Annotated in this window: 13 protein-coding genes; all 13 read left to right on the forward strand. The window is 42.3% G+C overall.

Translation table 11 applies throughout. From position 1 onward, the window contains the following. Nucleotides 1-45: 45 nt before the first annotated feature. Nucleotides 46-432, forward strand: coding sequence for a RidA family protein (locus AC6CHH_RS01525; protein WP_498279001.1), 387 nt, complete (start codon nt 46-48; stop codon nt 430-432). Between the two features lie 5 nt (nt 433-437). Then, nucleotides 438-1,424 (forward strand): 3-hydroxyacyl-CoA dehydrogenase family protein, encoded by a 987-nt coding sequence (locus tag AC6CHH_RS01530; protein WP_498279003.1) that lies wholly within the window; start codon nt 438-440, stop codon nt 1,422-1,424. Continuing rightward, entirely contained in the window at nt 1,411-2,715 is a 1,305-nt protein-coding gene (locus AC6CHH_RS01535) for an aspartate aminotransferase family protein (RefSeq protein WP_498279005.1), read from the forward strand. The genes AC6CHH_RS01530 and AC6CHH_RS01535 overlap by 14 nt, the downstream gene beginning before the upstream one ends. Nucleotides 2,716-2,734: 19 nt before the next feature. Next, nucleotides 2,735-3,586 (forward strand): 3-hydroxyacyl-CoA dehydrogenase family protein, encoded by an 852-nt coding sequence (locus AC6CHH_RS01540; protein WP_498279007.1) that lies wholly within the window; start codon nt 2,735-2,737, stop codon nt 3,584-3,586. Next, entirely contained in the window at nt 3,579-4,658 is a 1,080-nt protein-coding gene (locus AC6CHH_RS01545; protein WP_498279009.1) for a dipeptidase, read from the forward strand. Before AC6CHH_RS01540 ends, AC6CHH_RS01545 begins: the two co-directional genes overlap by 8 nt. Nucleotides 4,659-4,660: 2 nt before the next feature. Then, entirely contained in the window at nt 4,661-6,019 is a 1,359-nt protein-coding gene (locus AC6CHH_RS01550) for a hypothetical protein (RefSeq protein WP_498279011.1), read from the forward strand. Then, a complete protein-coding gene (locus AC6CHH_RS01555; protein WP_498279013.1) occupies nt 6,009-7,115 on the forward strand; it encodes a D-TA family PLP-dependent enzyme in 1,107 nt (368 codons plus the stop codon). The genes AC6CHH_RS01550 and AC6CHH_RS01555 overlap by 11 nt, the downstream gene beginning before the upstream one ends. A gap of 118 nt (nt 7,116-7,233) precedes the next feature. Further along, nucleotides 7,234-10,482 (forward strand): SusC/RagA family TonB-linked outer membrane protein, encoded by a 3,249-nt coding sequence (locus tag AC6CHH_RS01560; protein ID WP_498279015.1) that lies wholly within the window; start codon nt 7,234-7,236, stop codon nt 10,480-10,482. Between the two features lie 26 nt (nt 10,483-10,508). Further along, nucleotides 10,509-11,966 (forward strand): RagB/SusD family nutrient uptake outer membrane protein, encoded by a 1,458-nt coding sequence (locus AC6CHH_RS01565; RefSeq protein WP_498279017.1) that lies wholly within the window; start codon nt 10,509-10,511, stop codon nt 11,964-11,966. A gap of 15 nt (nt 11,967-11,981) precedes the next feature. After that, the gene (locus AC6CHH_RS01570) at nt 11,982-13,145 is read left to right on the forward strand and encodes a sialidase family protein (RefSeq protein ID WP_498279019.1); all 1,164 of its coding nucleotides are present in this window, start codon (nt 11,982-11,984) and stop codon (nt 13,143-13,145) included. 76 nt (nt 13,146-13,221) lie between these two features. After that, nucleotides 13,222-13,905 carry a GDSL-type esterase/lipase family protein gene (locus tag AC6CHH_RS01575; RefSeq protein ID WP_498279021.1) on the forward strand — a complete coding sequence of 228 codons (684 nt, stop codon included), beginning with the start codon at nt 13,222-13,224 and terminating at the stop codon, nt 13,903-13,905. Nucleotides 13,906-13,910: 5 nt separating this feature from the next. Continuing rightward, nucleotides 13,911-15,089 carry a sialidase family protein gene (locus tag AC6CHH_RS01580; RefSeq protein ID WP_498279023.1) on the forward strand — a complete coding sequence of 393 codons (1,179 nt, stop codon included), beginning with the start codon at nt 13,911-13,913 and terminating at the stop codon, nt 15,087-15,089. Nucleotides 15,090-15,178: 89 nt separating this feature from the next. Further along, nucleotides 15,179-16,033, forward strand: a complete 855-nt coding sequence (locus AC6CHH_RS01585; protein ID WP_498279025.1) for a hypothetical protein — start codon at nt 15,179-15,181, stop codon at nt 16,031-16,033. Nucleotides 16,034-16,059 lie beyond the last annotated feature (26 nt).

Here is a 16,059-nt window from a genome sequence, read left to right on the forward strand (position 1 = left end):
TTGGTCTATGCTTCCATTAGTTTTGAAGAATTAATATCTGAAATTATGGAAAAGAGAAAAGTAGTACATCCAGATCGAGACCCTAATTTTGTTACAGGCGCGTATTCGGATGCTGTACAAGTTGGGGATTTTGTTTTTGTTAGTGGGCAAGCAGCCGTAGATTTCAAATCCTCAAAATTTATTTTAGGGACCATTCAGGAAGAAACAATCCGAACGATGGACAACATCAAATCCATTCTCGAACAGGCTAATTCGGGTATGGATGATATCGTCAAATGCACAGTCCATCTAGCAGATATCGCTGATTTTGATGCTTTCAATCAGGTATACGGTGGTTACTTCGACCATATAAGACCGGCAAGGACAACTGTCCAATCTGTTTTGGCTGAAGGGATAAAGGTGGAGATTGACTGTATTGCAAAACTAAAATAGAATCCATGTCGGAAAAGCTACACATCATTGGAGTTGTTGGTCTTGGATTAATGGGTAGTAGCATTGTTGTGGCCCTGTTGAAATCAGGCTGCCAGGTCATCGCCCTGACCCCTTTGGTTGAGGAATTGGAAGCAGGAACTCAGCGGATAGATGAACAATTCAAATTAGCCGATGACATGAAGCTGTTCAAAGAGCAGCCGCAAGCCTATCTCAAAAACCTCTTGATCTCTAAAGACTATCAGGATTTGAGTGCCTGTCAATTGGTTATTGAATGCATTATTGAATTGGAGGAGATTAAAAAAACAGTCTATCAGAAAATCGAAGCTGTAGTCTCGCCAAGTTGTGTTATTTCAAGCAATACCTCGGCCATTCCCATCAACATCCTTCAACAGTATGTACAGTATCCGGAGCGATTTATGGGTATTCATTGGGCAGAACCAGCGTATGCAACCCGTTTTCTGGAAATCACCTGTGGAGAGAAAACCGATGTTTCCCTGGCTGAAATGGTTCAACAAGAAACCATACATTGGGAGAAGGAACCAACCTTGTTGTACAAAGATATTCGCGGATTTATCACCAACCGATTGATGTATGCAGTTTATCGGCAAGGGTTTGAATTGATCAATCAAGGGTCAGTGGATATGGCGGGACTGGATAAATGTTTTCAGTATGATATTGGCTCCTGGATAACTATAATGGGTATTTTTAAACGGATGGATTATGTAGGTTTAAATCATTACCTGCAATCCTACCAACAAATCTTTCCAAAATTAACGAGAAGTCCTGAGGTGCCTAGCCAAATGCAAAAGATTTTGCAACAGCAAGGACGGGGGATTCACAATTTAACGGGTCTATACCCACACACCCAGCAATCTGCCAAACAAATGGAGCATAATTTCTCGGTCTTTAATGAGGAAATTTATCGGTTGGCCGATCGCTATAGAACGAGATTGAAGGAATTAAACTTAGCAGAAACAAATGGAAAACAATAGATATACCAAGTCTAAGGAATTATTGCATCGGGCAAGTAAGGTTTTAGCTTCGGGGGTCTCTTCCGAATTTAGAAAATACAATCATCCGCATGCTTTATTCTATGATTATGCCAAGGGAAGTATAATCCGGGATGTGGATGGAAATGAATACATAGATTTTACCTTAAGTCAAGGTCCTTTGATCTTGGGGCACTCCAACCAAAAGGTATTGGATGCAGTAGATGCTTATTCAAGAGAAGGGCAGTTATTTGCCGGACAGCATCTCAAGGAAATTGAATTGGCTGAAAAGCTTCAACAGATCATTCCAACAGCGGAGCTTATGCGCTTTTGTTTGGATGGTTCAGAAGCCGTGCAAACTGCACTACGCGTTGCGCGATCGAAGACTAAAAAGAATCTTTTCTTAAGATTTGAAGGACATTACCACGGTTGGTTGGATAATGTAGCTTATGGTATCTCGGTACCTCCTGAGGGGTTTGGTAGCCGGGAAAATCCGAATGTTTCACCGTGGTGCCAGGGCCTGGCTGGTTCAAGCTCATCGGAGTTTATTGTGATTCCATGGAATGATGCTGAGCTTCTGCAGCGGACCATCGAGAAATACAAGGATGATCTGGCGGCCGTGATCACCGAGCCGATCATGTGCAACAATGGTTGTATCCTACCAAGGGAGGGCTATTTAGAAAAGATGCGGGAATTATGTAGTCAATACCACATTGCTTTAATATTTGACGAGGTGATTACGGGTTTCCGGATGAGTCTTTCGGGAGCTCAAGGCTATTTTAACATAGCGCCAGATATGTCTATCTACGCCAAAGCAATGGGTTCAGGATATCCAATCAGTGCAATTGTCGGAAAAAGCGAATGGATGCAGGAGATCTCTTCCAGCAGGGTTATCCATGCGGGAACCATGAATGCCAGCAACCCAACGGTTGCCGCTTCGCTGGCTACCATTGAAGAGCTGCAGGCAGATTCGGGAGTTTATGAACGTTTGTTTAGATTGGGAAATCAGTTAAAAACCGGCCTGCAGGAATTAGCGAAGAAATACCATCAGAATCTAGTGGTACAAGGTCCGGGTCCAATGATCAACACTTCTTTTACCGATCTGCAAATGCAATATGAATACCGGGATTTGCTACAGAATGATAAAGCAAAACTAAATCAATTCATCAGTGAGTTACACGATAGGGGTATCCGTGTGATTGGAAGAGGATTATGGTATATCAGCGCTGCAACGCGTGAACAAGATGTGAAAAAGGCGTTAACTGCCGCAGATAAAGTGCTCAAAAAGTTGTAACTTACCCTTGCCTAAACGAATGAATAATACTTCTAATCTACAAATTATTGTTGCCGGTTATTCTCGGATTTCCCAGGCTTTGTCTGATTTTTTGAAAGAGAAATCATTTTCTGTTTTTAAGATCGATACCGATACCAGCTCCTTGTCAGCACAACAAGCGGATTTAATCTTTGTCTTTACAAGCGATGATCAGCAAGAGAAAATAAATTTGGTGAACAGGCTAAAACCCTTTTTAAAAAAGGATGGTTTAATGAGCATCAATTTAGATTCGGTGAATCTTGGGGACTTGCAGAAAAAAACCCAAGTATCTCTTTTAGGTTTGAACTTGAACTTCCCTAAACACAAGTCCCTGTTTATGGAGATTATATCCACCAGTGAGAATTCCGAAAAACAAATTCAGTTTTTAAAGGAGTTCGGGGAGCATATTTTGGAAAAGGATCCGTATGTTGTAAAAAACGGCATTAGTGCGCGAGCGTATATGCTTGCCGCGATGACCAGAGAAGCCTTTTACCTGGTGAATAATGGATATGCGAGCATAGAAAGTATCGATAGGGCTTGCCGGAACGATGCAGGTTATTATATGCCATTTACAGGAAATTATTTGTACATGGATTTGATGGGAACGGCTGCCTATGCTTTGGTGATGAAGGATCTTAATCCAGAACTATCCAACTGTTCGGAATTACCAAATTGGTTTTTAGATAAAATAAAGGCAGGAAAAACAGGGATGCGTTCCAATGAAGGATTGTATCCTTATCAACAAGGGGATTTTGAGAAATGGGAAGAGATTATGTCAGATTTTACGACGGAAATCAATGCCTTGATCGAGAAAAATATCCAACATTATGAAAACAGACTGAATTATGAGTAAACGACTTATCTTTGATGCTCACCTGGATTTAGCCATGAATGCGATTGAATGGAATCGGGATTTAAGTAAAAGTCTTGATGAGATTCGTCAGCGCGAATTGTTTATGCCCGATAAACCGGATCGTGGAAATGGAACGGTGTGCTTACCAGAGCTTCGAGCGGCCAATATAGGCGTGGTGGTGGCCACTCAACTTTCTCGGGTTGCGCCCATGGGTAGCGCCTTGCCAGGATGGAATTCCCCTCAGCAGGCTTGGGCGATGACTCAGGCTCAACGGGTATGGTACCAAGAAATGGAGAAAGTTGGGGAAATGCGATTGATTCAAAACCTAACAGACTTAGAAAATCACCTTGCCCAATGGAATGCCTGCCCAAATAAGGAGGGTTTACCGATTGGTTATATTCTGAGCTTGGAGGGAGCGGATTCTTTGGTGAATGTGGATTACCTGTACCAGGCATATGCCTATGGCTTAAGGGCATTGGGCTTATCGCATTTCGGTCATGGACGTTATGCTCCTGGCACTAGAAAAACCGGTAAACTAGATCCCAAAGCTTATGAGCTGATGCGCGAGATGAGCAAACTGGATATGATCCTGGATGTTACCCATTTAACCGATGAGGGGTTTGATGAAGTCATGGATTTTTATGAGGGCCCTATTTGGGCAAGTCACCATAATGTGCGTAAAATCGTTCCGAATCAGCGTCAGTTGAGTGATCATCAGATTAAGCGGCTTGTGGAAAGAGGAGCAGTGATTGGTGGCATGTTGGATTGCTGGGCAATGGACGTCCGATTTATCGATACCGTATCTGATCCCTGGCAATTGGACATCAAATTGGACATGTTGATCGACCATTGGGATCATATCTGCCAGATTGCTGGCAACAGTAATCATATTGGTATTGGAAGTGATTTGGACGGAATTTTTGGCACCGAACAATCTCCTTGGGATATGGACTCCATTGCCGATTTACAGAAATATGAATACTTGCTTCAAAACCGGGGCTATTCCAATCAACAGATTGATGGTATCTTTCATGGCAATTGGCTTCGTTTTTTAAGAACCAACTGGAAATAATTATGGTATACGGAAATACGGCCCAAATAGACATTACCCCTTCTTTAGGAACGCTGATTAATGGTGAATTCACAACCAGGTATGCAAACAAAATTGCAGATCCTTTATTTGCAAAAGCGATCTATCTGAATGATGGACAAACCAAGCTGTTGATTCTAGTTGTAGACATCTGTGTGATGAAGAGAGATTTTTTAGATCCATTGAAAGCTAAGATTTTTCAGGCAACAGGTATCAAGGCTTCCAATCAGTTGATTTCCAGTACGCATGCCCATTCCACAGGGAGCGTTGCTGACCTATTGATGGGACATGTTGATTTATCCTATAGAAATGTATTGGCGGAAAAATTATTGGAATTAGCTCAAAAGGTTATTCAGCAGGAGCAAGGTATACAGGTAGCCTTTGGAAAGGTCCTTAAAGCAGAACATGTAACCTCAAGAAGGTATAAGATGCAAGATACCTATCAACCCCGGAATCCTGTTTTAAAAACAACGGACGCTGTAAAGACCAATCCTTTTGGACACGAAAAGGAAATTATCGAGCGAACAAGCGTTCCAGATCCTGAGGTGTGCTATCTTGGCTTTAAGAATCTGCAGGATCAATGGATTGGCTTATTGGCTAATTATGGATTGCATTATGTTGGGGATTGTGAAAGAGGAACGATTACGGCCGATTATTTCGGCTATTTTTGCAATAAAATAACGGCTTTGACCGGGTCCAAGGATCTGGTCAGTATGATGAGTAACGGCACCAGTGGCGAGGTAAATATTTGGGATTTTATTCATGGAGATCGTTATCCGAAAGGGTTTCACCAAAAGAGCAAATTAATCGGGGAAGATATTGCTGATGCGGTCTATGCTTCTTTTGATGAATTAGAATGGGACAGCTCGGTGGATTTGGAGGTGCTCTACCAGGAACTCCCTTTAAACAAAAGAGCAGTGTCCCCAGAAATACTCGCTGAATCCTATAGCATACTTGCCGCTACTGATTATGAAGCTGTGGCTTATACGGATCAGGATCTGTATGAAAAGGTTTATGCAAGAGAGCAAGTGCTGCTGGAATCGGTTCCCCAGATCGTCTTGTTTCCTGTTCAATGTTTGCGCATCGGTAAGAATATACTTGGGGCAATGGGTGGAGAATTCTTCAGTGCCTCGGGAAAAGTCTTGAAGCAAGGAACTGACGCTTATTTCAGTATAACCATGGCCAATGATTATCTCGGGTATGTTCCACCCGCTCAGGAGTTTGCTCAAGGAGGATATGAAACTTGGCGGTGCCGCAGTAGCTTTTTGGAGGAAGATGCTGAAGAAAAAGTAGTGAATTGCCTAAAGGACATGATTAAAAAACTAAAAAGCAATGACGCTTAAATTTAAAGATACGTATCACGTTATAAATACGTCCCAGTTAGCTAGTCCTAGCTTATTGGTCTATCCGCAGCTGGTTAAATCCAACCTGGAAAAAATGAAAACCCAAATTGATTTGGATCGTTTTAGACCACATATCAAAACCATAAAGTGCAAGGAATTAATTCACATGCAATTGGAGGCAGGCGTTAACAAATTCAAATGTGCTACCCTAAAAGAAGCTGCCTTATTGGTGGAATCTGGAGCAAAAGACATCCTAATTGCTTACCCATTGGTTTCTTTTCAGATGCGGCAATTCCTGGAACTGATTCAGCAGCATCCTGAGGTTAAACTGCAAAGCTTGGTTGACCAGATTCAGGCCGCCCGCTGGATGAATGAACAGGCTAAAGAGCTAGGAATTCAGGCTTCCGTTTTTATGGATGTTAATCTGGGTATGGGAAGAACGGGAATTGAAATACAGGGTTTAGAAGATTTTTACGAAGAATTACGTGGCTTGAAGAATTTACATCTTGTCGGATTCCATGGGTATGATGGACATATTCGAGAGATTAATCTGGCTGAAAGGACGAGTGTTGTGGAACGCTATTTTCAAGAATTCCTTACCGTTTTTAAACGGATCCAAGAGCAAGCAAATAAAAAGTTTAGCTGCGTATTTGGGGGGTCAAATACGTTCCCAATTTACAGGCAATATCCATTTGTTCAATGTAGTCCAGGCACCTTTATGCTCTGGGATTGGGGCTACCAGCAGACTTTGCCCGAACAGTCATTTGATTGTGCAGCGCTAGTCTTTACCCGGGTCATTTCTAAACCTGCAAAAAATAGGCTGTGCTTGGATCTAGGATACAAAGCGATCGCATCAGAGAATCCAATAGAACAACGTTTTCATTTTCCAGAGTACCCAAACTGGGTACCGAAATTTCAAAGTGAAGAACATTTAGTAATGGAAGTTCCAGACCAGCAGTGGGAAGAAATCAATCTGGGAACAGGGGTATATGTGATTCCATATCACATCTGTCCAACGGTGGCATGGTATCCCTTTTACCAGGTTATTCAAGATCAGAAAGTCCAATCTTTCTGGCCGATTGCCAGTCGGTATTAATTCGTAAAACCTTCTGAAATATTGTATTGGTAATCTACATAAAAGTAGTAGATAAGGGAGCGCTTTAGGTCTAATTTTGATTCTGTTATAATACTTAACAATCAATTTCCTCACAATTATGATAAAAAATATACAATTGAACGTAAGTAAATCATGGTCCACTAGGGTTGCCATGAGTTGCAGCATGCCGCTCGGTCGGATGACATTGCTGCTGTTTTTTGTTTGTCTTAGCTTTCTGGCCTATGCGCAAACGGCTGTTACCGGGACAGTGATAGATCAGGATAAAAATCCTATATCAGGCGTAACGATTACAGAAAAAGGGACCCAAAACGGAACATCTACTGAAAAAGATGGAACCTTTAGCCTTCAAGTGCAATCCAGACAAAGTATATTGGTCATTACTTCCATCGGAAAGAAAACCATCGAGGTCGTAGCCTCAAGTGCTAAGCTTGCAATCGCCCTTGAAAATGATGATACCAATATTGACGAGGTGTTGGTGGTCGGCTATGGTACCCAGTCCAGAGAGACCTTAACAACAGCGATTTCCAAACTGGATGAAAAGGTGTTGGAGAATGTTTCCTTTGCCAATCCTGCCTCTGCTTTACAGGGGACGGTATCCGGGGTTCGGGTTCAAAGTACCTCAGGTCAACCTGGCGCGGCTCCCCGCGTCATTATCCGTGGGGGTACATCGATTAACAACCCCAATGGGGCGAGTCCTTTGTACATCATCGATGGGGTTATCCGCTCGAACATGAACGATATCAATGCTGATGATATAGCGTCCATGCAAGTCTTAAAAGATGCCGCATCGACCTCCATCTATGGGGCTAGAGGATCTAACGGGGTGGTGATTATCACCACAAAGTCTGGTGATTCTAACCGCACTAAAATTGAGTATTCGTATAATTTATCCTCCTCTAAAGTAGGTCAGCTTTACGATATGGCCTCGGCGAAGGATTACATCTATTATGCCCGTGTTGGTGCTCAGGTTGCCGAACGTAAGGTGCCAGGATCCATCAATGCATTAACGCAGCCAATTGGTTTTGGAACAGGGAATGACCTGACCAACAATACCGGTTTTACCACCCAATATTTAACCGAGGCGAATAAGCATAAATTGAATGAGGGCTGGCAATCGATGGCCGATCCCATTGACCCAAGTAAAACCCTTATTTTCCAGGAAACCGATTGGCAGGATATTTTGTTTCAAAACAGTATTTCCAATGATCATCACCTGGCCGTCTCCGGCGGGACAGATCGCGCGAGGATAAATGCGAGTGTTGGTTACATGAAGAGTAACGGTATTGCCATTACCACTTTCTACGACCGTTTATCAGCAAACTTAAACTCGGACTTAAAAGTAAATGATAAATTAACGGTTAATGGCAAGATGATGTATAGTTATTCATCCAATAATGCCGTTTATAGCGATACTGAATTGTTTTTTCGGGCGGCTGGTTTAGCGCCAACGGCCAAATATACTTTTGAAGATGGAACCTTATCACCAGGACAAGCTAGGAATACAGGAAATCCGGTTTATTATTTGAATAAAAGAGATAATAAAAATGCGAACGAAAATTTAACCTTAGCCTTTTCAGGCGACTGGAAACCAATCGAGGGTTTAACCATTTCGCCTCAGGTCTCCCTGTATAAAGTAACCGGAGATAATTATGCCTTTATTCATGCCTACATGAATGGAGTGGGAAGTGTGAACACCACCAGGCCAGCCTCCTCAGCCTACAATAAAACGATGCAAACACAAGCGGATCTTATTGCAAATTATGCGAAGAGCTATGGTCAGCATTCCCTGGATGCTATGGTTGGTTTCTCTTATTTCAGAAGGTATGTATTTGGTTTGAGCGCCTCTGGTCAAGGAGCGGCTACCGATTTGATTCCAACACTGAATGCCTCTTCCATACCGGTTTCGGTAGGGGGTAATGAGAGTTTATTTGCGATGGTCGGTTATTTCTCTCGCCTGAACTACAATTATGCACAAAAGTACTTACTTTCCTTAACGGCGAGATACGATGGTGCATCGAACCTGGGAACGAATTACCGCTGGGGTTTCTTCCCTGGGGTTTCCCTAGGATGGAATGTTCATAAGGAGGATTTCTTAGCCGCTGCCCAGCCTTACCTGTCAACTTTAAAATTGAGAGCGAGTTATGGTGTAAATGGAAATATTTCCGGACTCTCTGACTTCCATGCGCAAGGGTCCTACTCAGTAGGGAGTCGTTATTTGGATGAATCTGCTGTGCAGAATACGGTACTGGCTAACCCTAACTTGAAATGGGAGCAATCCAAAACATTAGATTTTGGGGTAGACCTTGGTTTTATGGACAACCGGTTCAACATCTTATTCGATTACTACAATAGAACAACAGATGATCTGATCACCAACCTGACTTTACCTCCATCTACGGGATTCTCAAGCATTTCAACCAACTTAGGAAGCCTCCAAAATAAGGGTATTGAATTGGAACTGAATGCAGATATTTTACCAAGAACATCGGAGTTAAGCTGGAATGTGGGATTCAACATTTCAACCACTAAAACTAAGATCCTGAAACTTCCGGAAAATGGTGTGCTAAACAATCGAGTGGGTGGTGTGCGTGTTTGGGATCAAACGGTGAACGATTACCTGTGGATGGGTGGTTTGCAAGAAGGCGGCCGTATCGGGGACTATTACAGCTGGCAACAAGACGGAATTTACAGCACCAATGCCCAGGCGGCAAATGCTCCAGTCGATTTAACCATGCCGTTTGCCAATAAAACCAAATATGGTGGTGACGTAAATTACCGTGATTTAGACCGTAACGATACCCTGGATACCCGCGATTTGATGTACCAAGGGAATCCCTTTCCAACGGTAACAGGTGGTATCTCAACCTCGGTAAACTACAAAGGGTTTTCCTTGTATGCCCGTATGGATTATACCAAAGGACACACGATTTATAACTACGCAAAAATCTTTTTAAGTGGAATGTGGGCTCCTAACTTGAATATCCCTCAAGAAATGGTTGAGCAGGGTTGGAAGCAAGAAGGTGATATTGCTGAACGTCCTCAATATTTTCCAGGAACAGCCAATTACAGTTACTGGAGAGGGAGTGCTTATCATTTATCCTCAACAAATTCGGAGTTCTATGAAAAAGGTGATTACCTAACGCTACGCGAGGTGAGCTTAGCCTATCAGGTTCCCTCCGCATGGACTGAACGTATTAAATTAAAAAATGTACGGGTGAATGTGACCGGAAGTAATCTCTATTATTTCACCAAATACACAGGGATGAATCCCGAGGATGGAGGAACCGATCAAGGACGTTACCCGATCCCCCGTAATTTCTCTGTTGGAATCAAGGGAGCATTTTAATTAGCACATTTAAATTAAACAAGGTTATGAAAAAATCAATCATAAAATTAGGTCTATTAGTAGGGGCGCTTTCTTTTCAAACTGCCTGTAATACATCTTTGGATTTGGATCCTACCAGTGTGATCACCAATGCCTCCTTCTGGAAAACTCCGGATGATGCAAAGGGAGGATTAACAAGTTTATATGTCAAGCAACGTAGTTTAGCAAGTTTAAACTTATTCATCTGGGGAGAGGCTCGTAGTGAGGTGATGGAATGGGGGAAGGTAAGTGGTACCTTAGATTACGACCGGTATTACCTGAACACATTAAACAGTGTTTCTGCGGGACCATCCTGGCAATCGGTCTATTCGGCGATTAATGATGCCAACTTGATCTTAAAATATGTTCCAGGTATTGCCTTTTCCAATGAAACTGACAAAAATAACGTATTAGCACAAGCCTATACTTCGCGCGCTTTTCTGTATTTTGTGTTGGTAAAAACCTGGGGAGCGGTGCCCATCCGCATAGAGCCTGTAGAAGGGGCAGATCCTGAGGTGATCCAAAAGGTAAGATCCTCTGAGCAAGAAGTTTTCACGCTTATCAAAGAGGATTTAGAAAAAGCGAATTCTTTATTTGGAAACTATAGTTTTATTAAAAGCAGAAACTATTGGTCCAAAGCAGGGCTACAAGCGTTGAAAGCGGATGTATACTTGTGGACCGCTAAGCGCTTAAATGGTGCGAGTGCAGACTTTCAAACCGCGCTTGCTGCTTGTGATGAGGTGGCTAAAGCAGACGTTTCTTTATTGCCTAATTATGCGGATCTGTTCAAATACGGTAACAAAAACAACAAAGAGGTGATCATGGCCATAGGCAATAAAGAGCTAGAGGCAGGAAATAATTATTTCTTTAATTTGTATTCTTCGCGATTGCCGGGTGAGATTGACCCTACGACCAATGAGATTATTGGACAGACTGCAGGAGGTGTAGTTTGGACTGTAACGGATCTGGCAAAGAACCAATTCAAAGCTGGCGATTTAAGAAAGGCAGCTTCTGTATTGGATATGCCTGCTCCGGGATTTTACCCAACTTTGATTTTAAAGGGAAGAGGAACCGTTATTTCTGGTGTGCGCTATTTCACTAGTGATTTTGTGATCTACCGCTACGCAGATGTCCTGTTAATGAAAGCCGAGGCGAAAAACGGTTTGGGACAAGATCCTTCAACGGAGATGAATCAGATAAGACAAAGAGCCTATGGTACTTCCTTTGATGCGAATAAATTTGTAAATGGCAGTAAAGTTCAGAACGATCAAGCTATTTTGCAAGAAAGATTAGTGGAGTTGATGTTTGAGGGCAAGCGTTGGTGGGATTTGGTCCGCTTTAGTAAGGTTTTTGAATTGGTACCTACTTTAGCCGGAAAAGAAAATCAGAAACATTTGGAATATTTTCCAATTTCCGAACAAGTATTAAGTTTGGAACCTTTGGTTCAACAAACGGACGGTTATTAATATATATTGAACAACATGAAAAACACTAAAATACTCGGATTAATCTCTATGATGTTGCTTTGCGGGCAATTGGGATTCGGACAATCGAATGCAGTCAAGAAGATTAAAGACATCGTGATTTACCAGGATAGCTTGTTTTATGCTAGCTTTCCTTCGGTCATCAAAACCAAAGACAACAAGTTCATGGTTGCTTTTCGACGGGCGCCGGAACGCAGAGCTTTTGGGGAGAAATCCACTAACCACGTAGATCCAAATAGCTATTTGGTAAAACTGGAATCGAAAGACGGTCATAACTGGACCAAAAATCCGCAATTAATCTATGCTCACGCTTTTGGAGGATCTCAGGATCCTTGTTTACTGACCCTAAAAGATGGAACTATTTTATGCGCCAGTTATGGTTGGTCATTTCTGAATGAGGAAGGGTTGGAAAAACTTAAAAAACCATATTTTCAATCTTCGGACGCCACCTTTTTGGGAGGATATCTCGTTAGATCAACTGATAACGGAAAGACCTGGAGCGATCCGGTTTACCCACCTTCGATCAAGCAAGAGGTGAACTACGATATGTATGGGAATAAGGTTCCTGTATATAACCGAGGAGCTTTGTATGAATCTAAATCGGGAAGGATATTTTGGGTGGTCGCAGCGACAGATAATGCGCAAAGCAAGAAAACCTCCAACTACTTAATGTATTCCGATGATAAAGGAAAAACATGGAATTACATGTCGGTTGTGGCAGAGGATCCAAAGATTTCCTTCAACGAGACCTCAATCTATGAAACACCGAAAGGCGATTTAGTGGCCTTCCTGAGAACAGCGAAATACGACGATCAGGCCTGTATTGCCCGTTCAACAGACGGTGGAAAAACCTTTAAATGGGAAAGTATGGGATTTAAAGGACATCCTTTACAAGCCATGCGGTTGCCTGACAACAGGGTGTTAATTGTGTATGGTTATCGCCATCAACCTTTTGGGATCCGCGCCAGAATCTTAAATGCCGAGTGTACCGATTTTGCAACTGCTCAGGAAATCGTGATTCGTGAAGATGGAGGAGGAGCAGATATTGGATATCCTTGGGCTGTTATGCTCAATAATAACCAAATCCTAGTTACCTATTACTTTAACATCAACAACGGATTAAGACATATTGCTGGAAGTATTTTGGAGCTAACGAAATAACATCAATCAACCTATATCGGTATACTAGACGATCGCCGATTGTCTAGTATATCACTTTCTAATCAAATTAACGCCCATGAGAATAAGGTCCGTTTTACTGCTGGTTTTCTGGATAGCATTCGGGTTTTGGGGGTATGCTCAGCAAATAGATTCCCTAAAAAGGCCGGATATTTACCCCGCGCAGGTGGCCTTGCATGAATCCTTTAAGAAATCCAGGAAGGATATTATATTTTTGGGCAACAGCATTACTTTTTGGGCGGATTGGGCAGAATTGCTTCCCAAGCATAAAGGGCTAAAAAACCGAGGAATTCCGGGAGATAATTCCTTTGGCGTTTTGGAAAGATTGGATGATATCCTTTCAGGAAAACCTAAACAGCTGTTTCTGATGATAGGTATCAATGATTTAGCTCAGGGTATTCCGCCGGAAATTGTACTGAGTAATATCAAGAAAATTTGTGAGCGGGCGCATGCATTGAGTCCACAGACCAGGGTCATATTACAAAGTATATTGCCCACCAATAAGACATTTAACAAGTTGAACGGACACTATAAAGCGCAAGATAAATTACCTGCGGTCAATCAGGAATTGAAAAACCTGGCTGAAAAGCAAAAAGTAGAATACCTTGAGTTGTATGCACACTTTATAGATACAACAGGTTTATTAAAAAAAGAATACAGCTGGGATGGGGTTCATCTCACGGTAGCCGGTTATCAGAAATGGGTTGAGGTTTTGAGAAAAAATGGATACCTCAAAAAATAGAATACATGAAAAAGCTTTTCAGATTTGTCCTATGTGCAGCATGCTTAACACCTGTACTACTCTTCGCTCAGCAAAATAAGCAGGGGAGTCAAGTTATTTCCAAAGGAGGAACCGCGGGAGAATATCAGGCGTTTACAGATGCAGCCATACTAAAAAATGGCGATATACTCAGTGTATTTTATGCAGGAGAATCACATGTGACTTACCCAAGTGAGGCGTATCCCAAGACTGGCCGCATTTGCATGGTGCGATCGAAAGATAAGGGTAAAACATGGTCCCTACCGGTAACCATTTACGATGATCGGGCGGATAATCGGGATCCACATATTAGTCAAATGACGGATGGCACCTTGGTGGTCACCTTTTTTAATACGCTTTTTGGAGAGGTGATTGAACCTAAAGGGGGCAATCGTAAAACAACTCTGGCACATTATAAAGGACAAACCCGGCAAACAAAGAATGGAGGAATCCATTACATCACCTCCAAGGACAACGGAAAGACTTGGTCAAAAATACGGACCATAAACACCGGTAAATTCACCAATGCTTGTTCTGCACCTATGCGCGAATTGCAGGACGGAACTTGGGTATACCCAGCTTACCATCAGGGGAGTCAAGAGGCTTTTGGCACAGTTTATTTATCTAATAACCAAGGAAATAGTTGGTCTGATCCTATCGCTATCGGGCAAGGCCAGGGTAACTATTTGCCAGCCGAAACTGATATCATTCAATTGAACAATGGCGATGTCTTAGCGGCTCTGCGCGGTGATATCAAGCGGGATGATAAAATGCATTTTTCGATATCCAAAGATGCTGGAAAAACCTGGGGTAAGGTTTATAGTTCAGGGTTTCAGGGCCACTGTCCACATTTTACCCGGTTATCCATTGGTGCTATTGTCTTGACTTACCGCGCTTTTAGGGATGATTCAACCGCTGAATCAGGGTATACAGGTCTACGGATTTCGTACGATCAGGGGAAGACCTGGCAAGGACCATATATGGTTGACACCTTTTGGGGAGCTTATGCTTCCACCGTCGAGCTAGCAGATAAAAGCCTGTTGATTACCTACTATGAGGAAGGTAGCCATAGTGCGGTTCGCGTGATCAGAACCAATGCGCCTGGACGAACTGATGAAGGAATAAAGTATACAGCACCTGTTCAACTGACCAGACTTCCCTTGTAATGCGGACCACCATGAAATTTTACCATTCTATCCTGATATTATTTTTAATGGTTTCATGCCTTACACATTCTGAAAACACCGGCAATGCAATGGAAAAGACGAAAATAGAAGAATTAAAAAGCATTTTAACTACCCAGCAGAAATGGGTAAAGGTACATGCAGCGGAGTTTTTGATTTGGGAAAATCATGCGCTTGACTTGGTCAGGGATACTTACCTGAAAGAACAAGAAGCCTTCGATACGGTTTCTCAGTATCGAGTAGGCATATGGAGGGTACTTAATCAAGCGTCTACTCGTAGTGAAGATAAAGACAGGTACGTAAAAAAAATAATTTCCGCTTTTCAATCTGCTCAGGACACCTTGCACGCCTTAGAAACACTCGCTAAGTTAAAACTTCCTGTAACAAACATAGAGCCTCAGTTTGCAGATCAAATATTTTCAGCGGCACCGCTAACCTCCTTCGAGATCTATGGGCTCTGGAATCTCTACCATGATCCAAAAATAGATAAGGCGAAGATTACCGGGCGTTTACTTGCTCTATTAAAAGATAACAAACAATCCGATGTAAACAAAACAATCGTATCGTATGTTTTGCGGTTTATCGAGATCCCCAAAGTAGAACAAGAGAAGATTTTGCAAGTAGATCTGAGCTCTTTTTCGGATGCAGTCCAATTGCAATTTTTGGCCTCAGTATTAAGTAATTTTGATTTAGAATCTCAACAATATCAGGTGTATAAGGAGAAGCTGTTGGGTTTAGAGCAGCAGCCAAATTATTATCCATCGGCAATCCTCGCTTTAGCTGCCAGAGGAATCCCTGAAAATGCGCCCGAGATTGAAAAATATGCTTCTTTATTATCTGATTCCAGCTTAAGTAGCTATAGCGCTGATAATCATGCTACTGCAAACTATGCTTGGTTAAAGTACCATCGTTTAGCTAAAAAATAGGCTGCTCTTAAGATGGAAGTTATCCT

The sequence above is a fragment of the Sphingobacterium sp. GQ94 genome, assembly GCF_059758715.1.